The sequence below is a fragment of the Burkholderia sp. GbtcB21 genome (genome assembly GCF_019091065.1).
In the GTDB taxonomy this organism is placed as follows: Bacteria; Pseudomonadota; Gammaproteobacteria; order Burkholderiales; family Burkholderiaceae; genus Burkholderia; species Burkholderia pyrrocinia_C.
On record NZ_JAGXKA010000010.1, the window covers coordinates 40,031 to 64,984 of the forward strand.

The 24,954-nt window shown below is 67.2% G+C and carries 21 protein-coding genes; 10 read left to right on the forward strand and 11 right to left on the reverse strand.

Translation table 11 applies throughout. The annotated features are described in order from the left end of the window. Positions 1-32: 32 nt before the first annotated feature. The 4 genes from KVT39_RS21965 to KVT39_RS21980 all read right to left on the reverse strand — a co-directional run bounded on the left by KVT39_RS21965 (position 33) and on the right by KVT39_RS21980 (position 4,979). Positions 33-1,100: a substrate-binding domain-containing protein gene (locus KVT39_RS21965; protein ID WP_217590191.1), complete on the reverse strand. Its 1,068-nt coding sequence runs from the start codon at positions 1,098-1,100 to the stop codon at positions 33-35. Positions 1,101-1,108: 8 nt separating this feature from the next. After that, the gene (locus KVT39_RS21970) at positions 1,109-1,900 is read right to left on the reverse strand and encodes a transcriptional initiation protein Tat (RefSeq protein ID WP_034180882.1); all 792 of its coding nucleotides are present in this window, start codon (positions 1,898-1,900) and stop codon (positions 1,109-1,111) included. Positions 1,901-2,108: 208 nt separating this feature from the next. Next, positions 2,109-3,383, reverse strand: coding sequence for an MFS transporter (locus tag KVT39_RS21975; RefSeq protein WP_034180881.1), 1,275 nt, complete (start codon positions 3,381-3,383; stop codon positions 2,109-2,111). Positions 3,384-3,512: 129 nt separating this feature from the next. Continuing rightward, entirely contained in the window at positions 3,513-4,979 is a 1,467-nt protein-coding gene (locus KVT39_RS21980) for a mannitol dehydrogenase family protein (protein WP_217590192.1), read from the reverse strand. A gap of 158 nt (positions 4,980-5,137) precedes the next feature. On the opposite strand from KVT39_RS21980, the gene KVT39_RS21985 reads away from it, so the two are divergent. The 5 genes from KVT39_RS21985 (at position 5,138) to KVT39_RS22005 (ending at position 10,670) form a co-directional block, all read left to right on the forward strand. After that, positions 5,138-5,866 carry a GntR family transcriptional regulator gene (locus KVT39_RS21985; RefSeq protein ID WP_034181036.1) on the forward strand — a complete coding sequence of 243 codons (729 nt, stop codon included), beginning with the start codon at positions 5,138-5,140 and terminating at the stop codon, positions 5,864-5,866. A gap of 21 nt (positions 5,867-5,887) precedes the next feature. Beyond that, positions 5,888-7,096, forward strand: coding sequence for a D-mannonate dehydratase ManD (gene manD, locus KVT39_RS21990; protein ID WP_217590193.1), 1,209 nt, complete (start codon positions 5,888-5,890; stop codon positions 7,094-7,096). 29 nt (positions 7,097-7,125) lie between these two features. Next, positions 7,126-8,157, forward strand: a complete 1,032-nt coding sequence (locus KVT39_RS21995; RefSeq protein ID WP_072443811.1) for a Zn-dependent oxidoreductase — start codon at positions 7,126-7,128, stop codon at positions 8,155-8,157. Positions 8,158-8,239: 82 nt separating this feature from the next. Continuing rightward, positions 8,240-9,256: a 3-dehydro-L-gulonate 2-dehydrogenase gene (gene yiaK, locus KVT39_RS22000; RefSeq protein ID WP_175750119.1), complete on the forward strand. Its 1,017-nt coding sequence runs from the start codon at positions 8,240-8,242 to the stop codon at positions 9,254-9,256. 124 nt (positions 9,257-9,380) lie between these two features. Beyond that, a complete protein-coding gene (locus tag KVT39_RS22005) occupies positions 9,381-10,670 on the forward strand; it encodes an MFS transporter (protein WP_175750120.1) in 1,290 nt (429 codons plus the stop codon). A 36-nt stretch (positions 10,671-10,706) separates the two neighbouring features. Here the strand turns inward: KVT39_RS22005 and KVT39_RS22010 are convergent, their stop codons facing one another. Continuing rightward, positions 10,707-12,896, reverse strand: a complete 2,190-nt coding sequence (locus KVT39_RS22010) for a TonB-dependent siderophore receptor (protein ID WP_034180875.1) — start codon at positions 12,894-12,896, stop codon at positions 10,707-10,709. A 412-nt stretch (positions 12,897-13,308) separates the two neighbouring features. On the opposite strand from KVT39_RS22010, the gene KVT39_RS22015 reads away from it, so the two are divergent. After that, positions 13,309-13,755: a hypothetical protein gene (locus tag KVT39_RS22015; RefSeq protein WP_217590194.1), complete on the forward strand. Its 447-nt coding sequence runs from the start codon at positions 13,309-13,311 to the stop codon at positions 13,753-13,755. Positions 13,756-13,775: 20 nt separating this feature from the next. On the opposite strand, the gene KVT39_RS22020 is transcribed toward KVT39_RS22015, so the two are convergent. The 5 genes from KVT39_RS22020 to KVT39_RS22040 form a co-directional block, all read right to left on the reverse strand. After that, a complete protein-coding gene (locus KVT39_RS22020; protein WP_217590195.1) occupies positions 13,776-14,870 on the reverse strand; it encodes a porin in 1,095 nt (364 codons plus the stop codon). Between the two features lie 101 nt (positions 14,871-14,971). Continuing rightward, positions 14,972-16,315 carry an MFS transporter gene (locus tag KVT39_RS22025; RefSeq protein ID WP_217590196.1) on the reverse strand — a complete coding sequence of 448 codons (1,344 nt, stop codon included), beginning with the start codon at positions 16,313-16,315 and terminating at the stop codon, positions 14,972-14,974. Between the two features lie 156 nt (positions 16,316-16,471). Then, entirely contained in the window at positions 16,472-17,533 is a 1,062-nt protein-coding gene (locus KVT39_RS22030) for an aromatic ring-hydroxylating dioxygenase subunit alpha (RefSeq protein ID WP_034180871.1), read from the reverse strand. A gap of 48 nt (positions 17,534-17,581) precedes the next feature. Next, on the reverse strand, positions 17,582-18,547 hold the full coding sequence (locus tag KVT39_RS22035; RefSeq protein WP_105390259.1) for a PDR/VanB family oxidoreductase: 966 nt from the start codon (positions 18,545-18,547) through the stop codon (positions 17,582-17,584). Beyond that, positions 18,544-19,623, reverse strand: coding sequence for an aromatic ring-hydroxylating dioxygenase subunit alpha (locus KVT39_RS22040; RefSeq protein ID WP_034181035.1), 1,080 nt, complete (start codon positions 19,621-19,623; stop codon positions 18,544-18,546). Before KVT39_RS22040 ends, KVT39_RS22035 begins: the two co-directional genes overlap by 4 nt. 198 nt (positions 19,624-19,821) lie before the next feature. On the opposite strand from KVT39_RS22040, the gene KVT39_RS22045 reads away from it, so the two are divergent. After that, positions 19,822-20,310, forward strand: coding sequence for a MarR family winged helix-turn-helix transcriptional regulator (locus KVT39_RS22045; RefSeq protein WP_034180869.1), 489 nt, complete (start codon positions 19,822-19,824; stop codon positions 20,308-20,310). A gap of 69 nt (positions 20,311-20,379) precedes the next feature. Here KVT39_RS22045 and KVT39_RS22050 read toward each other — a convergent pair whose 3' ends face one another. Further along, positions 20,380-21,126: a TetR/AcrR family transcriptional regulator gene (locus KVT39_RS22050; RefSeq protein WP_034180868.1), complete on the reverse strand. Its 747-nt coding sequence runs from the start codon at positions 21,124-21,126 to the stop codon at positions 20,380-20,382. 170 nt (positions 21,127-21,296) lie between these two features. Here KVT39_RS22050 and KVT39_RS22055 point away from each other — a divergent pair, with 170 nt between their 5' ends. From KVT39_RS22055 to KVT39_RS22065, 3 genes are read left to right on the forward strand one after another with little or no spacing between them, the layout of a single operon-like run. Further along, entirely contained in the window at positions 21,297-22,478 is a 1,182-nt protein-coding gene (locus KVT39_RS22055) for an isovaleryl-CoA dehydrogenase (protein ID WP_034180867.1), read from the forward strand. 31 nt (positions 22,479-22,509) lie between these two features. Next, positions 22,510-24,117, forward strand: coding sequence for a carboxyl transferase domain-containing protein (locus KVT39_RS22060; RefSeq protein WP_217590197.1), 1,608 nt, complete (start codon positions 22,510-22,512; stop codon positions 24,115-24,117). Positions 24,118-24,132: 15 nt separating this feature from the next. Then, complete coding sequence (locus KVT39_RS22065) at positions 24,133-24,918, forward strand: enoyl-CoA hydratase/isomerase family protein (RefSeq protein ID WP_175750126.1); 786 nt, start codon at positions 24,133-24,135, stop codon at positions 24,916-24,918. The last annotated feature ends 36 nt before the right edge of the window (positions 24,919-24,954 follow it).

Below are 24,954 nucleotides of genomic sequence, written 5' to 3' on the forward strand. Positions count from 1 at the left end.
GTGCGCGCCGCCATGCGGTCGGGCCTTTGCCGTCAGCCTGCGTCGGGCCGGTCCTGCCCCGGCGCGAGGTGCTGCACCGGGGTTGTCGCATCGTAGCGGCCGAAGCCGTAGCGCTGGAAAATCCGGAACGCTTCCGGCGACCGGATGAACGCGAGCCACGCGCGCGCGGCTTCCGGATGCGGCGCGTCCTTCACCATCGCGCCCGCATAGATCGCCGTCGTATTCTGCGCGGCCGGAATGTCGATGTGCATCAGCGGATGCCCGACCTGCTCCTGGAACGCCGCTTCGGATTGCCACAGCACGCCGGCGTCCGCGCGCCCCTGCATCAGGAACAGCGCGGTTTCCCGATGGTGGATGTGCGTGAGCTCGGTCGTGCCGGCGCGCACCTTGTCGTCATAGACGGTGCGCGCGAGCGCGTCGCCGCCGGCCTTCGCGAGCGACGCGTGGATCTGCCGCGCGACGCCCTCGAATTCCGGGTTCGGCATCGCGAGCTTCACGTCGGGCCGCGCGAGATCGTTCAGCGACGCGATGCGCTTCGGATTGCCCGCGCGCACCATGATCGTCAACTGGTTCGTCACGTACGGCACGGCGGGGCCCGCGAGCGTGCCGTCCGCGATCAACCCGTCGATCTTGCCGAGCCCCGCGAAATACGCGTCGGGCCTGACCGTCCACGTCATGTTGCCGACGGTGATCGTGCCGCCCGCGTGGATCTGCTTCACGAGCAGGCCGGGCGGGATCGTTTCCCAGTAGATGCGGCCGCGGTATTCGGGATGGTCTTCCTCGAACTTCGCGACGAGCGGCGCCATCGCGAAGAAGTAGTTGCCGCCGACGAACAGCACGAGCTTCGGCGCGGTGAGGTCGCCGTGGAAATCGGCGAGCACGTCGACCTGCGGCACCGTGAATTCGAGGCCACGATGAATCGCGTCGTTGTTGCGGCCGTCCTGCCAGGGCGGAAAGATGGTCGTGGCGGTGGCGGTGGCGGTGGCGGTGGCGGTGGCGGCGAGCGAAAGCGCGGACGCGCAGCACAGCCACGCGGCCAGCGCGGCGCGCAGCGTGCGCCGCCGGCGGCGCGACGGCGATTGCGAGTGGATCGAGGTCATCGTGGAGCTCATTTCGCGTACGTGAAACCGGCCTGCTGCAGCTCGGGCAGCGTTCCGACCGCGCCCGGCGTGACGATCGCCGACGGGATCACGTGGTTGGTCAGGTCGGCGGCGAGCGCGTCGAGCGGCAGCTTGTCGGGATTCGCGTTCGCGCCGTCGAGCCGTTCCGCGAGCTCCCAGATCGCGTTGTGGCACGACAGGAATACGACGCCGCGCTGCCGCAGCGCGGCGATGCTGTTGTCGTGCGACGAGAAGGCGCCGTCGGGCAACGCGTGATCCTGCGCGCCCTTCGATTGCGCGGGCTTCGCGTCGAGCAGCGTGTTGGCCGGGAAGGCGGCGCCGGCCAGTTTCGCGAGGCCATATTTGTCCCACGCGGCCTGGTCGAACAGCGCGAGATGCGCGCTGCCGTGCGTGGCCGACACGACGAGGAAATCCGGATGGCCGTACGACCAGATCTGCGCGTTCAGCGAATTGCGCATCAGGTTCAGCCACGGGCCGCCGAGCTCGGTGTTGTCCCACACCTGCTTCGGGCCGCCGCGATAGCCGATCACTTCGGCGAGCGCCGCGTGATCCCACTGGTCGGGGCGATCGAGGATCATCGGCACCGTCTTGAAGTCGCGCCTTCTGGGCACGGCCGCGAGGCGGCGCGTGAGGTCGGCGAGGCGCGCCGCGGCGCCGGGCAGCAGCGCGCCGGTTTCGGGCGCCGCCGCTTGAACGTGGCGCGTGGCCGCGAGCAGTGCGGTGCCGGCCGCGAGGCCGAGTGTCTTGAGCGCGCCTCGGCGCGCATGCCGGTCGGACATGGCTTATCTCCCGGGATCGTTTTTGTGGGGGCGTGTCGCGTTGCCGTGCAGCGGCGCAGCGTCGCCATCGCGTAGCCAGTCTAGGGGCGCGCGATCGATCCCGGAAATCGCGATATCGGATGGGAGATATTCGGGGGTCCGATGATTGGGCGGGAGGGGGCGACGCCGGCTGAAGCGGCGTCGCGTTGCGAATGTCGCGCGGCGGGCGTCAGTGCGCCGCCCGTTCGCGCAGGACTTCCGACGGCCGGCTGTTGCGCACGAATACGGCTGCCAGTACGGCGCCCGTCAGCGCGATCGCGCCGGCCAGCACGAATGCGGCCGCGAACGAGCCGCTGCGTTCGACGATGAGGCCGGTCACAGCCGGCCCGATCACGCCCGACAGGCTGCCCATGCAATGCAGGAAGCCGCTCACGCCGCCGACGCGCGCCGGGTGCACGACATCCTGCACGATCGCCCAGTAGATCGCGCCGGTGACGTACAGGAAGAACAGCGACACGGACATCAGCGCGACCGCGCCTTGCGTCGACTGCACGGTGCCCGCGATCGCGACGCATGCGCCCGCTCCGAGCAGGCAGGTGACGAGCACGATCCGGCGCGACAGCAGCAGGTTGCCGGTGAGCCGGTAGAGCGCGTCCGAGATCGCGCCGCCGCATGCGAGGCCGACCGTGCCGACGAGCCAGGGCACGACGGTGGCGATGCTCATCTCCTTGATGTTCAGGTGATGCGCGCGCACGAGATAGCTCGGGAACCAGCTCAGGAAGAAGAACAGCACGTAGTTGTAGCTGAAGAACGCGACCGCGGTTGCGAGGATGCGCGGCTGGCGCACGTAGTGCGACAGCGTGCGCGCGGGCGCCGATGCGTCGTCGTCACCCGCGCGGGCGGCGGCAGGCACGTTCGGCGCGTCGTTCACCGGCGTGGCCGGACGGTCCGACGTCGACGCCATCCATAGCACGACCCACGCGAGCCCGATCGCGCAGACGATCCAGAATGCCGGCCGCCAGCCGAACTGCGCGGCCAGCAGGCCGACGATCGGCCCCGCGATCGCGCCGCCGAGCGGCGAGCCCGCACTGAGCAGCCCCATCGCGGTCGCGGCGCCGTCGCGCGGCAGCCAGTTGTTGACCATCTTGTTCGCGGCCGAGCACAGCGGGCCTTCGGCCATGCCGAACAGCAGCCGTACGATCAGCAGGCTCACGAAGCCGACGGTCAGCGCGGTCATCCCGCAGAAGATCGACCAGAGCCCGACCGCCAGCACGTACACGAGCTTCGGCCCGAGCCGGTCGGACGCGAGCCCGCCGATGAAATTGAACAGCGCGTAGCCGACGAAGAACGTGCTGAACACGATGCCCATCTGCGCGGCGTCGATGCCGAGATCGGTCTGCACGATCGGCGCGACGATCGACAGCGCGACGCGGTCGAGATAGTTGATGCCATACACGATGAACAGCAGGAATACCGTGAACCATGCCTGCGACTTCTGCTTCATGTCTGTCTCCTTCGTGCCGGTGGGCCGGCCGTCATGTCTTTTCCATCGTTCGCCGCGTCGACACCGACATCGGCGGGCAGGGGCGTCACGCGGTTCGCGTCGGCGACGGCCAACCGGCCGTGCGGGCGGTCAGCGTGCGTGCAGCGGTGCGAGCAATGCGTCGGTGCCGTGCGCGCGCAGCGTCGACAGATGCGCGCCGACGCGCGCGACCAGCGCGTCGGGCCATGCGACCGGGCCGGCGAGCGCGGGACTGGCGAGCGCCGCACGCACCGCGCCGTTCGCGTCGCCGGCCGCGCCGAGCGTCGCGGCGAGCGCGGCCGTGCCCGGGTCGCTGATCGTCAGCGGCCGGCCGCAAGCGTCGCGCGCGGTGGTCAGGTAGTACAGCCAGAGCGCAAGCGCACGCTCCAGATACGGGCGCTCGACGCCCGCCGCAGCGCTTTCGGCGAGCGCGGGCAGCCAGCGCAGCGGCACCTTCTGCGTGCCGTCCATCGCGATCTGTTCGGTGCGGTGCGCGAGCGTCGGATTCCGGAAGCGCCGCACGAGCGTCGCGCAATAGTCGTGCGCGTCGAAGCCGGACGGCACGTCGACGGTCGCGAGCAGGTCGTGCGTCATCACGCCGTCGACGAACGCCGCGATCGCCGGATCGGCCATCGCCTCGGACACGGTCGCGCGGCCGCGCAACTGCCCTGCATACGCGATCGCCGAATGCGAGCCGTTCAGCAGCCGCAGCTTCATCGTTTCGTACGGCAGCACGTCGGCAACGAGGCGCGCGCCGGCGTCTTCCCAGCGCGGGCGCGGGCCGGCGAAGCGATCCTCGATCACCCATTGCGAGAACGGTTCGCAGACGATCGCGGCCGCGTCGCGCGCGCCGAGATGCGCTTGCGCCCAGTCGAGCGATTCGGGTGTCGCGGCCGGCACGATCCGGTCGACCATGCTGTTCGGGAATGCGACGTCGTCGCGGATGCGCCGCGCGAGCGCGCCGTCGTCGACGCATGCCGCGTAGTCGAGCAGCAGCGCGCGCAGCGTGTCGCCGTTCGACGTGATGTTGTCGCAGCAGACGACGGTGAGCGGCGCGCCGGCCGGCCGCTGCCGGAGGCCGGCGGCGATCACGCCGAGCGCGGTGCGCGGCGTGTCGGGCGCGGCGAGGTCTGCGCGGATCGCGGGATCGTCGTCATCGAGGCCGCCGCCGGGCCGGCGGCAATAGCCTTTCTCGGTCACGGTCAGGCTGACGATCGACACGCGCGGATCGGCGATCAGCGCGAGCAGCGCGGGCAGCGATTCCGGCGCGAACAGCGCGTCGTGCACGGCGCCGACGATCCGGGTGCGCGCGCCGTCGCCGTCGCGTTCGGTCACCGTGTACAGGTGGTCCTGCGCGGCGAGCAGGTCGACGGTATGGCGCTGCCGCAGCTCGACGCCGACGATCCCCCAGCGCAGGTCGCCCTGTTCGAGCACCGTTTCCGTATGGATCGCCTGATGCGCGCGGTGGAATGCGCCGAGGCCGAGATGGACGATGCCCGTGCGGACCGCGTGCCGGTCATAGCGGGGGCGGCGCGTGCCGGGCGGCGCGGTGCGCAGGAAGTCGGGTGCGGGTGGCATGACGATCGGTAACGGGTTGTACCATGGTAGATATCGGAGTGAGTGAAGGTTATTGCGGGTTTTTGCGAGAAGTTATTGGTGTAAACGCCAGTTCGATCAATTTCCTTGTGTTGTGTACCATGGTAGCTATCGAAATCGAGTCGGATGCATCGGCAAACATGAGCGAAACGGCAGCATTTGAGGAAGACGTCGTCGTCACGGCGTTGCAGGGGTTCTCGCTGGACGAGAGCCGGTCTTATACGGAGCAGGTGCACGCGCTGCTGCGCCACGCGATCGTGCGGGGCGCGCTGCCGCCGCATACCGCGCTGTCGGAGGCCGTGATCTCGACGACGATCAAGGTCAGCCGCACGCCCGTGCGCGAGGCGTTCGCGCAACTGGCCGACGAGCGGCTCGTGCAGATCCACCGGAAGGTCGGCACGTTCGTCGCGCCGATTCCGGTGTCGATCCTCGAGGAAGGGCGGTTCGCGCGCAGCACGCTCGAATGCGCGAACCACGTCGAGCTCGCGCAGAAAATCACGGCGGAACAACTCGCGGAGCTGTCGCGGATCATCGACGCGCAGCGCGCCGCGGTGGCCGCGCACGATGTCGAGGCGTTCTTCGAACTGGACGAAGCGATGCACGGCCGGATGTTCGCGTTCGCGGGCCGGCCGCACGTGTGGGAAATGCTGCAGCCGATGAAGCGCCAGTTCGACCGCGTGCGCTGGCTGCTGCTCGACCGCGTCGAGGATCATGCGCGCCGCGCGCTGCAGGAGCACGAGCAGATCCTCGCGCATATCGCGTCGCGCAACATGGCGCTGCTCGGCGCATCGGTCGCGACGCACGTCGACCGGATCGGCTCGCATCTGCCGGACGTGCGCAGCCGCGCGCCTCATTACTTTGTCGACTGAATCGCCCGCTGGAGGAGCGCAGTGAAAATCGAACGCTTGCAGACCATCGTCACGTGTCCGGGCCGGAACTTCGTGACGGTGAAGATCGTGACCGACGAAGGCGTCTACGGTCTCGGCGACGCGACGCTCAACGGGCGCGAGTTGGCCGTGCGCGCGTACCTGGAAGATCACGTGTTTCCGTGTCTCGTCGGCCGCGACCCGCGCAACGTCGAGGACATCTGGCAATACCTGTATCGCGGCGCGTACTGGCGGCGCGGGCCCGTGACGATGACGGCGATCGCCGCGATCGACATGGCGCTGTGGGACATCAAGGGCAAGCTCGCGGGCATGCCTGTCTACCAGCTGCTCGGCGGCAAGAGCCGCGACGGCCTGATGGTGTACGGCCACGCGAACGGGCGCGATCACGAGGAAGCGGTCGATGCGGTGCGTGCGCATATCGAGGAAGGCTTTCGCGCGATCCGCGTGCAGTCGGGCGTGCCGGGGCTCGACAAGGTGTACGGCGTCGGCAAGACCGCGGGCGCGTACGAACCCGCCGAAAAGGGCCTGCCGCCTGAAGAGCCGTGGGATACCGCGCTTTATCTGCGCCATACGCCGGAGCTGTTTCGCAAGGTGCGCGACGCGGTCGGCGATGCGCCGCACCTGCTGCACGACGCCCATCACCGGCTTACGCCGATCGAGGCCGCGCGGCTCGGCCGCGATCTCGAGCCGCATCGTCTCTTCTGGCTGGAAGACGCGACGCCCGCTGAGAACCAGGACGCATTCCGCCTGATCCGCCAGCACACGACGACGCCGCTCGCGGTCGGCGAAGTGTTCAACTCGATCTGGGATTGCAAGGACCTGATCCGCGACCAGTTGATCGACTACATCCGCGCGACGATCGTGCACGCGGGCGGGATCACGCACATGCGGCGCATCGCCGACTACGCGGCGATGTACCAGGTGCGCACGGGCTTTCATGGCGCGACCGACCTGTCGCCGGTCTGCATGGCGGCAGCGGTCAACTTCGGGTTGTGGGCGCCGAACTTTGGCATCCAGGAACTGATGCCGCACAGCGCGCTGACCGACGAAGTGTTTCCGCACAGCTACCGGTTCGAGGACGGCTACCTCGTGATGGACGACGTACCGGGCCTCGGCGTCGACATCGACGAGACGCTGGCCGCGAAGTATCCGTACGAGCGCGCGTACCTGCCGGTCGCGCGGCTGCGCGATGGGTCGATGTGGAACTGGTGAGCGGCGAAGAATCGAAGGAGAGAACCGAAATGTTGAGCGTCGTTGTCGATCGTCCGAACAGCATGGGTGTGCGCGAGGTGCCGCTGCCCGTGCCCGCCGCCGGCGAAGTGCGCGTGAAGGTCCGTTATGCGGGCATCTGCGGGTCGGACCTGCATATCTTTCACGGCAAGAATCCGTTCGTGTCGTATCCGCGCATCATCGGCCACGAATTCGTCGGGACGATCGAGTCGGTCGGCGAGGGCGTCGATGCGGCGCGGCTCGGCGAGACCGTCGCGGTCGATCCCGTGATCAGCTGCGGGCATTGTCATGCGTGCACGATCGGCCGGCGCAACGTGTGCCGGCACCTGACCGTGCTCGGCGTGCATCGCGACGGCGGCTTCAGTCAGTACACCTGCGTGCCGGCCGGCAATGCCTACCGGATTCCGGCGGAGATCGCCGACACGTGCGCGGCGATCGTCGAGCCGTTCGCGGTCGCCGCGAACGCGACGTCGCGCACCGGCGTGCTGCCGGGCGATGTCGCGCTGATCTACGGCGCCGGCACCGTCGGGCTGACGATCCTGCAGGTGCTCAAGCGCGTGTACGGCATCCGCGCGTTCATCACCGACCGGCTCGACGCGCGCCTGCAGCTCGCGCGCAAGTGCGGCGCGGCGGAGGACGAGATCATCAACACGAGCGTCGAGTCGTTGCCGGACGCGCTGGCGCAGCGCGGCGTCGACGGTGGCCCGACGCTGATCTTCGACGCGGTCTGCCATCCGTCGATTCTCGAGGAAGCCGTGCGGATCGCCGCGCCGGCGGGCCGGATCGGCGTGCTCGGCTTCTCGTCGGAACCGTCGGCGATCGTGCAGGCGGAACTGACGAAGAAGGAACTGACGCTCGCCGCATCGCGACTGAATTGCGCAATGTTCCCGCAGGTGATCGACTGGATCGGCCGCGGGCTGATCCAGCCGGAGCATATCGTCACGCACAAGGTGGGTTTCCGCGACGTCGCGCAGGCGTTCGAGATGGCCGAGCAGCGGCCTGCCGAGAGCTGCAAGATCCTGCTCGATTTCGCGGGCGGCTGATACTGGTTCGCGCCGCGAGCCGGGGCGGCGGCATCCGGTTCCGGATCGCACCGCACCACAAGAACTTCAGGAGACACGCAAGATGATCCGAATTCCGTTCGAGGAGTTGCAGGGCGCCATTTATCTCGCGCTCCTGAATGCGGGCATGAACGAGCACGACGCGGGTGTCTGCGCACGGGTTCATGCGGAGGCGACCTGCGACGGCGTCAATTCCCACGGCATCAATCGCGTCGCGCGCTTCGTCGACTACGTCCGCAAGGGCTGGGTGAATCTGCAAGGCGCCCCCACGCCGGTCAAGCGCTTCGGCGCGATCGAGATCCTGGACGGCAATCGCGGCCCCGGCATTCTCAATGCGTTGTCCGCGACCGAGCGCGCGATGGCGATCGCCAACGAGCAGGGCGTCGGCATCGTCGCGCTGCGCAACACGACGCACTGGATGCGCGGCGGGACGTATGGCTGGCACGCGGCGGATCGCGGCTACATCGCGATCTGCTGGACGAATACCGAATCCTGCATGCCGGGCTGGGGCGGCAAGAAACCGCGCGTCGGCAACAACCCGTTCGTGATGGCGGTGCCGCGGGACAAGGGCCCTATCGTGCTCGACATGGCCATGTCGCAGTACTCGTACGGCAAACTGCAGGCGACCCGCCTCAAGGGGAAAAACATGCCGTTTCCCGCCGGTTTCGACAGCGAAGGGAAACTGACCGTCGAGCCCGGCCCGATCGAGGCGTCGATGCGGATCCTGCCGATGGGGTACTGGAAGGGCTCGGGATTCGCGATCATGCTCGACGTGCTGGCCGCCGTGCTGTCGGAGGGGCTGGCGACGAACGGGATCGATGCCGTGCAGCAGGGAAGCTGCACCGGCTGCTCGCAGGTGTTCATCCTGATCGACCCGCGCAAGCTGGGCGGCGAAGCGTTCACGAACGAGGTCGCCGACGGCGTGGCCGATTACGTGAATACGTCGGAAGTCGCGGAAGACAGCGACGAGGTGCTGTATCCCGGGCAAAGCGCGCTGCGAACCCGCATCGAACAGCGGCGGCACGGCGTTGCCGTCGACGACGGAATCTGGGCCGACGTGCTCGCGCTTGCGGAGCGATGAGGCCGCAGAATCCGTGACGCGGCGCCGGCAGGCGACCCGGCCCGCCACGAGCATGCGAAACGTACCAGCGTACGGATCGATCCCGTCGCCGTCGAGGTTCCTGTATTAATCCGGAGAACTGATCATGAAGGCGGACGTCGCGCTTGCGCTCGGCGCAAGCACCGAAGCACTGCACGAAGATGCGTTGTACCGGAAGGTGATACTGAGGATCGTCCCGCTGTTTTTCCTCGGGTTCATCATGTCCTATCTGGACCGCGTGAACATCGGCTTTGCCAAACTGCAGATGGCGGCCGATTTCGGCCTGACGAATGCGTCCTTCGCACTCGGCGCGAGCGTGTTCTTCTGGGGCTACATGCTGTTCGAGATTCCGAGCAACCTGATCCTCCGGCGGGTCGGCGCACGCGCATGGATCGCGCGGATCATGATCACGTGGGGGATCGTGTCGACCCTGATGATCTTCTCGAGGAACGAGGCCGCGTTCTACTCGCTTCGCTTCCTGCTTGGCGTATGCGAGGCCGGGTTCGTTCCGGGCGTGATGTATTACACGAACACGTGGCTGCCCGTCCGGCGCCAGAGCGGCATGTATTCGCTGTTCCTGATGGCGTTGCCGATTGCCGTCGTGTTCGGTGCGCCGTTGTCCGGCGCGATCATGGAGACGATGGACGGCGTGGCGGGCGTCAGGGGATGGCAGTGGCTGTTCCTGCTCGAAGGGCTGCCGTCTGCAGTGCTGGGCGTCGTCATCCTGGCGCTGCTGCGGAACCGGCCGGCCGACGTCGATTGGCTGACGCCGCGCGAGAAGCAGATCATCGAAGCGAATGTCGCGAAGGAGGCGGCGTTCAAGTCGCATCGCGTCGCGGATGCGTTCCGGACACCGAAGATCTATGCGCTGATCGTCGTGATGATCCTCTTCAACACCGCATTCTATGGACTGACGTTCTGGATGCCGACGCTGTTTCATGACGCGGGCGTCGCGAACAGCCTGGATGTCGGGCTGTTCACGGCCATCCCGTTCGGCGTCGCGGCGATCTGCATGTACATGAACGCGAAGGTCGCGGAGCGGTCCGGGCGGCTGCGCAGGCACGGCGTGGTGCCGGTCGCGCTGGCCGCCGTCGGCCTGTTCGTCGCGACGGTGGCGCACGACAGCTTCTGGCTCGCGCTGATCATGCTGACCGTCGCGACGTCGGGCATCCTGTCGCTGATGCCGATCTACTGGACGCTGCCGGGACGCGTGCTGTCCGGTGCGGCCGCGGCGGCCGGCCTCGCGCTGATCAACGCGTGCGGGAGCCTGTCGGGGATCCTCGGCGCGATGATCATCGGCTATGCGGGCATCCGCACCGGCATGGCGATCCTTGCCGGCTTCCTGTTGCTATGCAGCGTCGTGTTCTATCGGGTCTGTCCGCCGACGGCGGAATGACGTCGAGCCGGGCCCGGCTTCCGGCTGCCCGGGCCGTCAGAACGACACCGTCGTCGTCAGCGTGACGAGTCGCGGCTCGCCGACCGCGACGATCAGGTTGTTGTTGCTCGACGGGTAGTAGGTCTTGTCGAGCAGGTTCTTCACGTTGAGCTGGAAGCGCGTCGGGAACTTGCCGATCGTCGTTTCGTAGGCCGCGAACGCGTCGACGGTCACGTAGCCGGGCAGCGTGAAGCTGTTCGCGGTGTCGCCGGAGCGTGTGCCGACCAGGCGTGCGCCGCCGCCGAAGCGCCAGCGGCCGGGCAGGTTCGCGATCGCCGTGTCGTACACCGCGAACAGGCTGCCCGTGTGGCGCGCGACGTTGACGAGCGGCGTATTGCTGTCGCGATCGGTCGCGTTCGTATACGCATAGCTGCCGATCACGCTCAGGTGGCGCGTGATCTGCCCCGCGACGTCGAGTTCGATCCCGCGCGAGCGCGCGGTGCCGATCGTCGACGTGATGTCGCCGTTCGTGACCGCGACGTTGCGCTTGTCGATCTGGTAGACCGCGAGCGTGCCCGTGATCGCGGGCTTCAGGCTGAACTTCAGCCCGGCCTCGAGCACGCGGCCGTATTCCGGCGCGAGCGGCGCGGCAACGTTCGTTGCGACGTTCGGCTTGAACGAGCGGCTCACGTTCGCATACGCGGTCAGCGCCGGCGTGAGCGCATACGCGAGCCCGAACTGCGGCAGCCAGACATTGCCGCGCGAGCGGTCGGCGAACACGAACGGCCGCCCCATCCCCGATTCCTGCTGCCAGTTTTCCCAGCGCAGCCCGCCGACCGCGGTGAGACGCTCGGTGAGCTTCACCGAGTCCTGCACGACCATCGAATACGCATGCACCACCGAGCGCGAATCGCTTTGCTTCGGGTTGGGTATGCCGCCCGGTGCGAGCAGGCCGTATACGGGATCGTAGAGATTGAAGCCCGTCGTTGCCTTGCCGCGGATCGTGTCGCCGCGGAAGCTGCGCTGCCGCTCGTATTCGCCGCCGAGGTAGATCGCGTGGTTCATCCCGGCAAGCGTCACGTTGCCGAGCAGGCCGAGCGTCGCGATCTGGTCGGAGTCGTTGCGCCCGAGGTTGGCATCGGACGAGCGCGTCATTGCGCCCGTCTTGCTGTTGAACGAGTTGCCGCGGGTAATGTACTGGTCGTAGCGGTCGCGGCCCCAGCCGTAGGTCGCGCGCACGCGCCACGCGTCGGAGAAGCGGTGCTCGATGCGCGCACGCAGCGTTTCCTGGATGCCGCTGCTCTGCGACCACGCTTCCTCGTAGCGGCGATAGCGCAGCGCATCGTCGAGCTGGCCGTTCACGAGCACGGTGCCGCGATCGAACGGCGTCGTGTAGTCGACGTACTGGTAGCTGACGTCGACCGACGTGTTCGCGTCGTGCCACGACAGCGCGGGCGCGATCAGCGCGTCGCGCTGGCGGCCGAAGCTGCGCCAGTAGCGGCTCGTGTCGTATTCGCCGGTCAGCCGGAACGCGAGCGTGCCGCCGGCGACCTGGCCGGGCTTGCCGAGCGGGCCCGTGAGATCGAACAGCGCGCTGCTGCCGCCGTGGCTCGTGCGCGATGCGGAGATCGAGCCGCCGAACGTGTCTTCCGGCTTGCGCGTGACGAGGTTGATCACGCCGCCCGGGTCCTGCATCCCGTAGAGCAGCGAAGCAGGGCCCTTCAGCACTTCGACGCGGTCGATCGTCGCGAGATAGCTGTGCAGCACCGGCGTGCGCACGCCGTCGACGAGCACCGAGCCGTCGTTGTTCGATCCGAAGCCGCGCTTGGTGAACGCGTCGCGCGTGCCGCCGAGCGTGTTGGTCTGCGTGACGCCGCTGATGTTGCCGAGCACGTCGTCGAGCGAGCGCGCCTGCTGGTCCTGCATCACGCTGCTGCTGACCACCGCGACCGATTGCGGAATCTCCTTGAGCGGGCGGTCGTTGCCGCCCGCGATGCTGGTGGTGCGCGGCTGATAACCGATCGTCGGATCGACGGCCGCCGATGCGTTGACGCTGATGGCCGGCAGTTCGTGTTCGGCGGGCGTCGTGGGCGTCGATGCGGATGCGGACGCAACGGGTTTGGCGTTGGCGGGTTCGGCGGCGTCTGCATGCGCGCCGCTTGCGACGCAAAGCGTGATCAGGGCAGGCAGGCTCGTGCGCCACGGACGAAGGGTCCGGGCGCGGTGGGTGGTTCGACGGGATGGCATGAATCGATGCGGGACGGCGTGCTAAGGATCGTGTCGCGGGCCGCAGCACTGCGCCGCAACCGGGATGCGGATGATATATGTAATGAGAATTATTTGCAATTGTAATGAGATGGTCGGCAGCGGGCGGGCCTTGGTTGCCGGGCCATCGGCCGTCTGCTACCGTAGCGGCCAAAATCAGACGCAGTGAAATTCAATGAGAGCCGGGGGCCGCACCATGTCATCTTCCTGTCACGTCGCGTTCGGCGCGACGCAACGTACCGCACTCGACCATGCGGGTGGTGAAGTGATCGCAGCCGTGTTCCGCCATTCGAACGATTAAAACGGAAGCGAATTCATCTGGCGTTATGCCGGGCAGCCGGCACCGCGCCGCTTTCAATCATTTCAACCACCAAGCCTGACGGGAGACCACCCAATGAAAAAGATTTCCGCGCCGTTCGTGACGGCCGCGCTTGCGGCGTGCGTGATGCTGGCGGGCGTTCACCAGAACGCCTGCGCCGCATCGTCGGACGAGCCCGCGATCGATGCGCGCTACAGCGTCGTGATCGAGGCCTATACGCAGGACATGGCCGCCGCGAAGACGAAATACGACGGCAAGCGCCTCGCGTTCGTCGGCGCGGTGATCCGGATGGGCAGCGATCCGGGCGGCACGTACTTCGGCGCGCTGACGACCGACGGCGGGCAGTTCGACACGCATTTCGACGTGGCCGACCAGGCCGCGCTGAAGCCGAAATTCCCCGGCGGCGAGATCAAGCCGTTCACGGCATCCGCGAACTTCCGCTTCAGTTGCGTGAACGAAGGCTATATCGACGCGCCGGTGCTGCCGGGGTTGAAGCTCTCGCACTGCCGGCTCGCCGATTGAGGTAGTGCGGGGGCCGGCATTCAGAACTTCTGCTGGATGCCGGCCATCACGCCGAGCTGATTCATCCCGGTGCCGACCGTCCCGCCGGCGGCGACCGCGTTCGCGGCCAGCGTGCTGTTGAACATGTAGCCCGCCGACGTATAAACGGTCGTCCGCTTCGACAGGAAATAGCTCGCGCGGCCGACGAGCAGTGTGGCGTTCGTGCCGCCTTCGCTGTTTTCGCGACGCTGCAGGTAGCGTACGCCCTGCAGGTCGAGCGCGAGGTAGGGCGTCGCGTAGTACGTGCCGCCGGCGAACACGATGTCGGCCTGCAGGTGTTCGGCCGCCGCGAGGTTGCGGCGGATCCACCCGGCGCCCAGTTTCGCGGGGCCGATCTTCACGTAGCCGGCGACGATGTCGCGCGTGTCGGTATACGCCGGATTGTTCAGCGGCGCGAGCGCGCTGCCGCCGCCGCGCATCACGTCGTGCGATGCAGCCAGCCCGAAATTGCTCGCGTCATAGGCGAGCATTGCCGTGTATTGACGACAGGCGACGATGTCGCCGGGCACCTGTCCGGCGCAGCCCGTCGCCGACGGTCCTGCCGGCCCGGCCGCGTCGCGGCCGAAACTGTAGGTGGCGCCGAGCGTCACGCCGTGGAACGTGCCCTTGTAGCCGATCGCATTGTCGCTGCGCGCGTTCGGCAGATAGGAGTCGAAATCCGCCATCGAATGAATCGACGGACCGATCACGTCGGCATTGGTCAGCACGATCATCGACATGTTCATCTGGCGGCCGAGGGTCAGCACGCCGAAGGGGCTGTTCACGCCCACGTTCGCTTGCCGCCCGAACAGGCGCCCGCCGTAGTTGAGCGCGCCGGTGCCGGGCTGGAAGCCGTTTTCGAGTACGAAGAAGGCCTGGTAGCCGCCGCCGAGATCCTCCGTGCCTCTCAGGCCCCAGCGTGACGGCACCTCGCCGGTCAGCGTCGGCATCCCGGTGAACGACCCGCCGTGCGCGGCGTTGTTGTAGTAGGACACGCCGGTATCGATGATCCCGTACAGCGTGACGCTGCTTTGCGCGCAGGCCGGTCCGGCCAGCGCCGTCGCCGTCGCGAGTGCGGCGCCCAGTTTCGTTTTCATTGCTGTCTCCAAACGTTATGTAGATATACTTATCGATTTTTTTATGCCCCGAACATGTCCGGGATACCGACGGGTATCGGCAAGACTGCGGGCGTCGCGCGTTACGACATCGCCGGATCGCGTTGCCGGCGCGGTGCCGCTGCACGCGCGCCCGCCACGGCGACGGCGATCGCCGCGCCGACCATCGGCACGAGGAACGCGAGATAGAGATGAGGCACGGACCAGCCGTCGTCCAGCAGCGCACCGACCGTCATCGGCGACAGGATCGCGCCGAGGCGGCCGATGCCGACCGCGAGGCCGATGCCGGTCGTGCGGATCTCGGCGGGATACGGTGTCGGCGACAGCGCATACATGCCGGCCACGCACGCATTGATCACGGCGCCGAGGAGCACCGCGACGGTCATCCCGATGCCGAGGGAGCCCGTGTTCGCACCGAACACGACCATCAGTGCGCCGCCCAGCAGCAGCGTCGCGCGCAGCAGGTTGCGCAGGCCGAACCGCGTCGACAGCAGGCTGAACAGCGAGGCGCCCGCAATGCCGCCGAGATTGAGCAGTACGCCGCCGGTCACGCCCTGCGACGCCGACAGTCCGGCCTGGACCAGCAGCTTCGGCGTCCAGCTCACGACGAAGTAGAAGCTGCCCATCACGAGAAAGAACGCGATCCACAGTGCGATCGTGCGACGCGTGAGCGGTGCGCGCAGCACGGCCGTCCAGCTCGACGCGGGGTTCGCCGTGTCGACGGAAGCAGTCGCAGCCGGCAGCGTGTCGATCGGTGCGTGCTTCATTCTTGCGAGGATGCGGTTGATTTTCTGCAGCGCGTTGTCCGGACGCCGCGCCAGCAGGAAGTCGAGCGATTCCGGCAGCAGCGCGAGCACCATCGGGATCGACATCAAGGTCAGGATGCCGCCGAACGCGAACACGCTGCGCCATCCCCACACCGACAGCAGATAGCCGGCGACGACGCCGCCGGCGGTGGCGCCGATCGCGTAGCCGGTCGACTGCATGCCGATCGCGGCGCTGCGCCATTTGTTCGATGCGTACTCGCCGCTGATGACGGTCAGGCTCGCCAGCATGCCGCCGATGCCGAGCCCCGTATAGGCACGCGCGATCGCGAGTTGCAGCGTGCTGTGCGTGGCCGCACAGGCGAGCATCCCGGTCGAGATCACGGCGAGGCAGAGCAGGATGATGCGGCGGCGGCCGACCCGGTCGGCCAGCGGCGCGATCAGCACCGAGCCGATGCCCATGCCGGCCAGCCCGGCACTCAGCAGCAGGCCGATTTCCTTGCCGCTCAGTTTCCATTCGGCCGCCAGGTGCGGCGCGGCAAACGCGATGGCCAGCACGTCGAACCCGTCGAGCATGTTCAGCACGACGCAGGCTGCGACAGCCGTCGTCTGGAACGCGCTCATCGGGGATTCGTCGAGCGTATTGCGGATATTTGCGCTCACGTCAAAGATCCTTCATAAAAAATAGTATGACTAATTGAATAGGGCGAAATCGAAGCCGGCAGTAGCGAATGGGACGAAAGCGGATGCGTGGGTTGACGGGCAACCAGGGAGCACCCGCCGCGACCGGCAGGCGCCGTTCGCGCGCCGGCGCGAGGGTTACGCGGGTTCGGGTTGCAGCAGCAGCCGCTCGATCACGCGCCGTGCGCGATTGGGCCCCGCGTCGACGTGAATGTCGATCTGGTGGCGGCCCGGAAACCGCATCTGGTTCCGGTATTGCGCTTCGATCACGGTCTTGTCCTCATCGAACGTCGCCGCGGATTGCTCGATGACCGTTTGCGCGACGCGTTCGACATCGTGTCGCGGATTGGTCGCGACGGTCCAGAAGTAGTGCGTCGTGGTGTCCGTCTCGGGCGTGATGCCGTGGAAGCCGCGCATGTGAAAGCCGCCGCGCGCCGGATCGAGCAGGTCGCCGGTGCCGGCGTCCATCGCGCCGGTCCAGATCCGGATATGCGACACGTGGAATTCGATTTCCTGCCAGCGATCGACGCGGCCCGCGAACGGCCATGCGGCGGTGTAGGTCGGCGGCGGGTCGGAATCCGGCATCCGGCGGACCAGCGTCACCGTGTCGCCGTCGGTGCTGACGCGGGTTTCCGCGCCCATGTGCAGCGGCGCGTTGCCGCCGATCGTTTTCAGATGGACATAGCCGAGGTGGCTCAGGTCCATCAGGTTGTCGTGAATCAGCTGATATGGTGCGTCGTAATGGTAGTTGCCGCCGCCGAACCGGTATTGCGGATCCGTGTGGAACGCATAGCGCGGCGGCGCGCAGGTCGGTTGGGCGTGCGCGTCGGCGCCGATCCAGATCCACACGATGGCGTCCTGTTCCTGCACCGGATACGCCGATACGCACGCCTTCGCCGGAATCCGGTCCTGGCCGGGAATCTCCACGCAGGTGCCGCCGCGGTCGAACAGCAGCCCGTGGTAGCCGCAGCGCAGGCCGCGCGCTTCGAGCGAGCCGCACGACAGCGGTAGCGACTTGTGGCAGCAGCGATCCTCCAGCGCGCCGACTTCCCCGGACGGCAACCGGAACAGGACGACCGGGCGGCCGAGCAAGGTGCGGGCGACGGGTTTGTCCGTCAGTTCGGATGACAGCGCGGCGACCCACCATCGGTCGATCGGGAATTTAGTTGTATTGATCGGTGGTCGGGCATCTTGCTCCATTGATCGTCTCCGGTATTGTGGTTGGCCGCCGCGTGTCGGGCGGTCCGTCTACAGATCGAGTACCAGCAGGTCGGTTCGGGATCGCGAACAGCACGGCATGAACTGGTCGCCGGCCGCTTGTTCCTCCTCCGTCAGATACGAATCGCGATGATCGGGCTCGCCTTGCAGCACGCGCGTCACGCAGGTCCCGCATACGCCTTGCTCGCACGACGTCAGCACGTCGACGCCGTTGGCCGCCAGCGCCGCGACGACCGTGCATTCGGCCGGCACGTCGATCACCTTGCCGCTGCTCGCGATCCGGACCTGGAACGCGCGATCCGCGCCGGACGTCGCAACCGCGCCGCCGAAGAACTCGTAGTGCAGCCGCTCGTCGGCCCAGTTGCGCTCGCGCGCTGCGTTCAGCACCGCATCCATGAAGCCGCGCGGGCCGCATACGTACAAGTGCGTGCCGTCAGGCGCGGCGGCGAGCACTGAGGCCAGGTCGAAGCGTTGCGCGGGGTCGCCGTCGTCGACATGGAAGCGGGCGCGGTCGTTGAACCCGGCTGCGTTGATCCGCTCGACGAAGGCCATGCGATCGGTCGAACGCGCGCAGTAGTGCATGTCGAATGGCATGCCGGACGAGAACAGCCGTTCCGCCATGCAGAGAATCGGCGTGACGCCGATCCCGCCCGCGAGCAACAGATGGTGCGGTGCGTCGGGGGCGAGCGGGAATTGATTGCGCGGCATGCCGATCCGCACGGTGTCGCCTTGCCGGACTTCGTCGTGAATGGCGCGCGACCCGCCTCGGCCATCGGCATCGCGCAGCACGGCGATCTGATAGCGATCGCCGTGCTCCGGGTGATTGCACAGCGAGTACTGGCGCACGAGCCCGCCCGGCAAATGCACGTCGATATGGGCGCCGGCGTCGAAGCGCGGCAATGGCGAACCGTCATCGCTGACGAATTCGAAGCCGCAGATGTCGCGCGCTTCCTGCCACTTGCGGGCCACCCGGACCGTCAGCGTCGCGGCGCTCATGACGCCTCCTTGATGTGCGCGAGCGGAATCACGGGCCGCTGCGGGTTCGACGCGTTTTCGTCGGCGAGCAGACGTTCGATCACCTTGCGCGACAGCACGCCGCCGGCGTCGATGTTGAGCTTCAGCAGCTTGCGGTCCGGCCACTTCTCGAGATTGAGCTGCTGGCGCTCGAGCATCTCGAGATCCTCGGCGAAGATCTTGCCCTGGCCCTCGCGGATCTCGGCGGTCAGCGCGTGATCGTCGGGCCGGAAGTTGCGCGCCATCCCCCAGAAGTACCAGATCGAGGTGTCCGTCTCGGGCGTGATGAAGTCGACCACGATCGACGACGCCTTCAGGTCGGCCGGCGCGTCGTAACCGCCGTGTCCCGCGTGCGCGACGCCCACTTCGATCATCACGTGGCTCGGCGGCGTGAAGCGGCAGATCTGCCAGCGGTCGACCGGCACGTCGTCGGCGAGGCCGTTGCCGCGCAGTGCCATCCGCCAGAACGGCGGCGGCATCACGTTCTCCATGAAGCGGCTCGTGACGACTTCGTCGCCGTGGCTGATCGTCTTCGGCGGCGCTTCGTCGATTTCCTTCTGGCCGATGCTCGTCGCATGCACGTAGGTCTCGTGCGTGAGGTCCATCAGGTTGTCGATCATCAGCCGGTAGTCGCAACGGATGTGATACAGGCCGCCGCCGTGCGCCCAGGCCGGATCTTCGGCCCACGACAGCGCGGGCAGCTTGCCGGGATCGGCTTCGGACGCATCGCCCGGCCAGACCCAGACGAATCCGTACCGCTCCACTACCGGGAAGCTGCGGATCGACGGGAATCCGCCGACGCGCTGGCCCGGCATGCCGGCCGTCTTGCCGTTGCAGCCCATTTCCAGCCCGTGATAGCCGCACACGAGCACGCCGTCGCGCACGAATCCCAGCGACAGCGGCGCGCCGCGGTGCGGGCAGAAGTCCTCGAGCGCGGCGACCTGACCGTTCGCCGCGCGGTAAAACACCATCGATTCGTTGCAAATCTTGCGGCCCAGCGGCTTGCCGTCGATTTCATCGGGCGTGCACGCCACATACCAAGCGTTCTTGAGAAACACGTTCATCGTCTCCTTCGGGGCGGTGCCGCTGGTACGCGGCAGTTCTTCATTCCGTGTACTGAATGAGATTCAGTGTACTCATTGAGATTGGCCGGGGCAAGGCGAGCGGTATACTGGTTTTCCCGGGAAATGGCGTGAGGCAGCGCCATGCCGTGGGCGCACGCAACAGCGTGCGCCGCCTATGTCATCGACTCATTCATGGAAAAAACGAATCCCGCCGACGCACCGGCTTTCCCGCTCGATCTGTACGACGAACCCGGGCACCTGATCCGGCGCGCCCATCAGATCGCGGTTGCGATGTTCTACGAGAAGCTGGGCCGGGACGTGACGCCGGTGCAGTACGCGGTCCTGCGGATGCTGTACGAGTGTCCGGGGCTCGATCAGGTGACGCTCGCGCAGCGGGTGGCGCTCGACACGTCGACGACCGCGGACCTCGCGGTCCGGCTCGAAGCGAAAGGATTGATCGTTCGCGAAGTGCTGCCGCGACGTCAGCGGCGCTTGCTGCTGACACCGGCGGGCGTCGACCTGCTTACGCACCTGATTCCGTCGGTGCAGGAGCTGCGTGCCGGCCTGTTCGACGGCATGGGCGAGGACGATTCGCAGGAACTGATGCGCCTGTTGCGCAAGTTCGTCCATTTGAACAACGAGCAGAGCCGCGCGCCGCTGCGGGTCGGCGAGGAGTCGTAGCGGCTGATTTCCGCGCGATGGAAGAGGGCATGCGGCAACGCGGCAGGCGCTTTGCGCCGCCTGCCTGCACTATGGGCGTGACGCTTCCCCTTCCAGCCGCCGCACCGCTTCCGCGACCTCGTTCCTGAAGCGCACGAGCGCCGCCTGTTCCGGCGCGGGCGGCTGCACGGCGGCCCACAGCATGTCGATCAGCTGCGTGGCCGTGGTTTCCGTATCGAGCTTGCGGTGCCCGAGGATCGCATCCCACAGCACGTGCTCGATCGGCCCGAACACCATCGAGCGCAGCAGGCTCAGCGGCAGGTCCGCGCGAACCTGCCCGGCCGCCTGGCCGCGCGCGAGCACGTCCATCAGCGGCGCCGTATAGCGGCGCTGCAGCGCGGTGAGTTCGTCGCTCAGCGCATGCTGCTTCGCACGGCCTTCCGACAGCACCAGCGCGCACAGCCCCGTGCCGTTCACGAGCATCAGCCGCAGGTGGGTGCGCACGATGAACGCGAACTGCTGCTGCACCGACGCATCCTGCGGCATCCCGTGCTCGAACGCGGCGATGATTTCGTCGTACCAATCCGCGATGACGCGCGCGCACAGCTCGCGCTTGCCGCGGAAGTAGCTGAACACCGTCGCCTCGGATACCCCCACGCGCTGCGCGATCTCGGCGGCCGTCGCATGCTCGTAGCCTTTTTCGGCAAACACTTCACGACCGGCGCGCAGGATGTCCTGCACGCGCTGCTGGGATTTGCGCCCGGCGGGCGCGCGCGGCGTGTCGGCGCGGTCGGCTTTGACGGTGGCGGTCATGGTGTCGGCGGTAGCGGCTGTCATGTCGGCATGATATCTGAGTGTCACTCAAAAAACTATTGACGACGAACCGGACGAGGCGCGAAACTGTGCAAAATTTCCGCTGTATTGGTCAATGAATCGGCGCATTCATTCGATTTGAGCGAAACTCAGAAATCGGTGCGTGCGACACACTTTCTGGAGACGGAGGAGACATGATCAACCTGCCCGGCGTGCAATTCATGCTCGGTGAAGACATTGAGATGCTGCGCGATGCCGTCGCGACGTTCGCGGCGAAGGAAATCACGCCGCGCGCGGCGGAGGTCGACCGCACCGACCAGTTTCCGATGGATCTGTGGAAGAAGTTCGGCGATCTCGGCGTGCTCGGTATGACGGTTGCCGAGGAATACGGCGGCGCGAACATGGGCTACACCGCGCACATGGTCGCGATGGAAGAGATCTCGCGCGCATCGGCGTCGATCGGCCTGTCGTACGGCGCGCATTCGAACCTGTGCGTGAACCAGATCCACCGCAACGGCACCGAAGCGCAAAAGCAGAAATACCTGCCGAAGCTCGTGTCGGGCGAACACATCGGCGCGCTCGCGATGAGCGAACCGAATGCCGGCTCCGACGTCGTCAGCATGAAACTGCGCGCCGACAAGCGCGGCGACCGCTACGTGCTGAACGGCACGAAGATGTGGATCACCAACGGCCCCGATTGCGACACGCTCGTCGTCTACGCGAAGACGGACGTCGAAGCGAATGCGCGCGGCATCACCGCGTTCATCGTCGAGAAGGGGATGAAGGGCTTCTCGGTTGCGCAGAAGCTCGACAAGCTCGGCATGCGCGGCTCGCACACGGGCGAGCTGGTGTTCCAGGACGTCGAGGTGCCGGAAGAGAACATCCTCGGCCAGCTCAACGGCGGCGTGAAGGTGCTGATGAGCGGCCTCGACTACGAGCGCGCGGTGCTGTCGGGCGGCCCGACAGGCATCATGGCCGCATGCCTCGATGCGGTCGTGCCGTATATCCACGACCGCAAGCAGTTCGGCCAGGCGATCGGCGAATTCCAGCTGATCCAGGGCAAGGTCGCCGACATGTACACCACGTTCCAGGCGTGCCGCGCGTATCTGTACGCGGTCGGCCGCCATCTCGACTCGGCGGGCAGCGACCACATTCGCCAGGTGCGCAAGGACTGCGCGGGCGTGATCCTCTATACGGCCGAGAAGGCGACGTGGATGGCCGGCGAGGCGATCCAGATCCTCGGCGGCAACGGCTACATCAACGAATACCCGGTCGGCCGCCTGTGGCGCGATGCGAAGCTCTATGAAATCGGCGCCGGCACGAGCGAGATCCGCCGGATGCTGATCGGCCGCGAGCTGTTCGCGGAAACGATGTAACGCCCCACGTCACGCGAACGGAGCCCCGTCGATGCCGATCATCGAATCCAGACTGAACCCGCGTTCGGAAGACTTCCGCGCGAACACCGAGGCGCTCGAGGCGGTCGTCGCCGACCTGCGCGCGAAGATCGAACAGCTCGCGCAGGGCGGCGGCCAGGCCGCGCGCGACAAGCACCTGTCGCGCGGCAAGCTGCTGCCGCGCGACCGCATCGCGCAATTGCTCGATCCGGGCGCGCCGTTCCTCGAGCTGTCGCAGCTCGCGGCGAACGGCATGTACAACGACGACGCGCCGGGCGCGGGCGTCATCACCGGGATCGGCCGGATCGCGGGCCGCGAGTGCGTGATCGTGTGCAACGACGCGACGGTCAAGGGCGGCACCTACTACCCGATCACCGTGAAGAAGCACGTGCGCGCGCAGGAAATCGCCGCGGAAAACCGGCTGCCGTGCGTGTACCTCGTCGATTCGGGCGGCGCGAACCTGCCGAACCAGGACGACGTGTTTCCCGATCGCGACCACTTCGGCCGCATCTTCTTCAACCAGGCGACGATGTCGGCGGCCGGGATCGCGCAGATCGCGGTCGTGATGGGCTCGTGCACGGCGGGCGGCGCATACGTGCCCGCGATGAGCGACGAGTCGATCATCGTGAAGGACCAGGGCACGATTTTCCTCGGCGGGCCGCCGCTCGTGAAGGCCGCGACCGGCGAGGAAGTGAGCGCCGAGGATCTCGGCGGCGGCGACGTGCACACGCGCCTGTCGGGCGTGGCCGACCATCTCGCGCAGAACGATGCACATGCGCTGTCGATCGCGCGCAACATCGTCGATCATCTCGCACCGAAGATCGCATCGCCGGTGGCGCTGCGCGAGCCGAAGCCGCCGCGCTACGACGCGAAGAGCCTGTACGGCGTGATTCCCGTCGATACGCGCAAGCCGTTCGACGTGCGCGAGGTGATCGCGCGCATCGTCGACGATTCCGAGTTCGACGAATTCAAGGCGCGCTTCGGCACGACGCTCGTCACGGGCTTCGCGCACATCTGGGGCCATCCGGTCGGGATCGTCGCGAACAACGGCATCCTGTTTTCCGAATCGGCGGTGAAGGGCGCGCATTTCATCGAGCTGTGCTGCCAGCGCAAGATCCCGCTCGTGTTCCTGCAGAACATCACGGGCTTCATGGTCGGTCGCAAGTACGAGAACGAAGGCATCGCGCGGCACGGCGCGAAGATGGTGACGGCCGTGTCGAACGCGAAGGTACCGAAGTTCACCGTGATCATCGGCGGCTCGTTCGGCGCCGGCAACTACGGGATGTGCGGCCGCGCATTCGGGCCGCGCTTCCTGTGGATGTGGCCGAACGCGCGGATCTCGGTGATGGGCGGCGAGCAGGCCGCGTCGGTGCTCGCGACCGTGCGTCGCGACGGTATCGAGGCGAAGGGCGGCGAGTGGTCGACCGACGAAGAGGAAGCGTTCAAGCAGCCGATTCGCGACCAGTACGAGCGCCAGGGCCATCCGTATTACGCGAGCGCGCGGCTGTGGGACGACGGCGTGATCGATCCCGCGCAGACGCGCGACGTGCTCGGTCTCGGCCTTGCCGCATCGATGAACGCGCCGATCGACGATACGCGCTTCGGCGTGTTCCGGATGTAACGAGGAGAGCGGACGATGCGATACGAAACCATCAAGGTCAACGAAGCAAACCGCGTCGCGACCGTCACGCTCGCGCGTCCCGACGTGCGCAACGCGTTCAACGAGACGACGATCGCCGAGCTGACCACCGCGTTCGAATGGCTCGACGCGCACGAAGGCGTGCGCGCGATCGTGCTCGCGGCGGAAGGCACCGCGTTCTGCGCGGGCGCGGACCTGAACTGGATGAAGAAGATGGCCGGTTACTCGGACGACGAGAACCGTGCCGATGCGCGCAAGCTCGCGCGGATGCTCGAGGCGATCCATCGCTGCGGCAAGCCGGTGATCGCGCGCGTGCATGGCGACGCGTATGCGGGCGGCGTGGGCCTCGTCGCGGCGGCCGATATCGCGATCGCCGCCGACGGCGTGAAGTTCTGCCTGTCGGAAGCGCGGCTCGGGCTGATTCCCGCGACGATCGCGCCGTACGTCGTGCGCGCGATGGGCGAGCGCACGGCGCGCCGCTACTTCACGACGGCCGAGGTGTTCGACAGCGCGCGCGCCGCTTCGATCGGTTTCATTCACGACGCGGTGCCGGCCGATGCGCTCGACGAAACGGTCGCGAAGCTGGCCGCGACGCTCGTCGCGAACGGCCCCGACGCGGTGCGTGCGTGCAAGCAACTCGTCGCCGACGTGGCCGGCCGCGCGCTCGACGCGACGCTGATCGAGCAGACCGCCGACTGGATCGCGCGCACCCGCGCAGGCGCGGAAGCGCGCGAAGGGATCGCGGCCTTCCTTGAGAAACGCACGCCGTCGTGGCGTGAATGACGTCGTCGTGACCCACTCTTTCCGGACGAAACCGAA

Coding starts and splice junctions, on each gene's coding strand:
- KVT39_RS22065 (WP_175750126.1), top strand. CDS start 24,133: ATGCGATACGAAACCATCAAGGTCAACGAAGCAAACCGCGTCGCGACC.
- KVT39_RS21995 (WP_072443811.1), top strand. CDS start 7,126: ATGTTGAGCGTCGTTGTCGATCGTCCGAACAGCATGGGTGTGCGCGAG.
- KVT39_RS22020 (WP_217590195.1), bottom strand. CDS start 14,870: ATGAAAACGAAACTGGGCGCCGCACTCGCGACGGCGACGGCGCTGGCC.
- KVT39_RS22045 (WP_034180869.1), top strand. CDS start 19,822: ATGGAAAAAACGAATCCCGCCGACGCACCGGCTTTCCCGCTCGATCTG.
- KVT39_RS22030 (WP_034180871.1), bottom strand. CDS start 17,533: ATGGAGCAAGATGCCCGACCACCGATCAATACAACTAAATTCCCGATC.
- KVT39_RS22060 (WP_217590197.1), top strand. CDS start 22,510: ATGCCGATCATCGAATCCAGACTGAACCCGCGTTCGGAAGACTTCCGC.
- yiaK (WP_175750119.1), top strand. CDS start 8,240: ATGATCCGAATTCCGTTCGAGGAGTTGCAGGGCGCCATTTATCTCGCG.
- KVT39_RS21975 (WP_034180881.1), bottom strand. CDS start 3,383: ATGAAGCAGAAGTCGCAGGCATGGTTCACGGTATTCCTGCTGTTCATC.
- KVT39_RS22055 (WP_034180867.1), top strand. CDS start 21,297: ATGATCAACCTGCCCGGCGTGCAATTCATGCTCGGTGAAGACATTGAG.
- KVT39_RS21970 (WP_034180882.1), bottom strand. CDS start 1,900: ATGTCCGACCGGCATGCGCGCCGAGGCGCGCTCAAGACACTCGGCCTC.
- KVT39_RS21985 (WP_034181036.1), top strand. CDS start 5,138: ATGAGCGAAACGGCAGCATTTGAGGAAGACGTCGTCGTCACGGCGTTG.
- KVT39_RS21980 (WP_217590192.1), bottom strand. CDS start 4,979: ATGCCACCCGCACCCGACTTCCTGCGCACCGCGCCGCCCGGCACGCGC.
- KVT39_RS22035 (WP_105390259.1), bottom strand. CDS start 18,547: ATGAGCGCCGCGACGCTGACGGTCCGGGTGGCCCGCAAGTGGCAGGAA.
- KVT39_RS21965 (WP_217590191.1), bottom strand. CDS start 1,100: ATGACCTCGATCCACTCGCAATCGCCGTCGCGCCGCCGGCGGCGCACG.
- KVT39_RS22015 (WP_217590194.1), top strand. CDS start 13,309: ATGAAAAAGATTTCCGCGCCGTTCGTGACGGCCGCGCTTGCGGCGTGC.
- KVT39_RS22050 (WP_034180868.1), bottom strand. CDS start 21,126: ATGACAGCCGCTACCGCCGACACCATGACCGCCACCGTCAAAGCCGAC.
- KVT39_RS22005 (WP_175750120.1), top strand. CDS start 9,381: ATGAAGGCGGACGTCGCGCTTGCGCTCGGCGCAAGCACCGAAGCACTG.
- KVT39_RS22010 (WP_034180875.1), bottom strand. CDS start 12,896: ATGCCATCCCGTCGAACCACCCACCGCGCCCGGACCCTTCGTCCGTGG.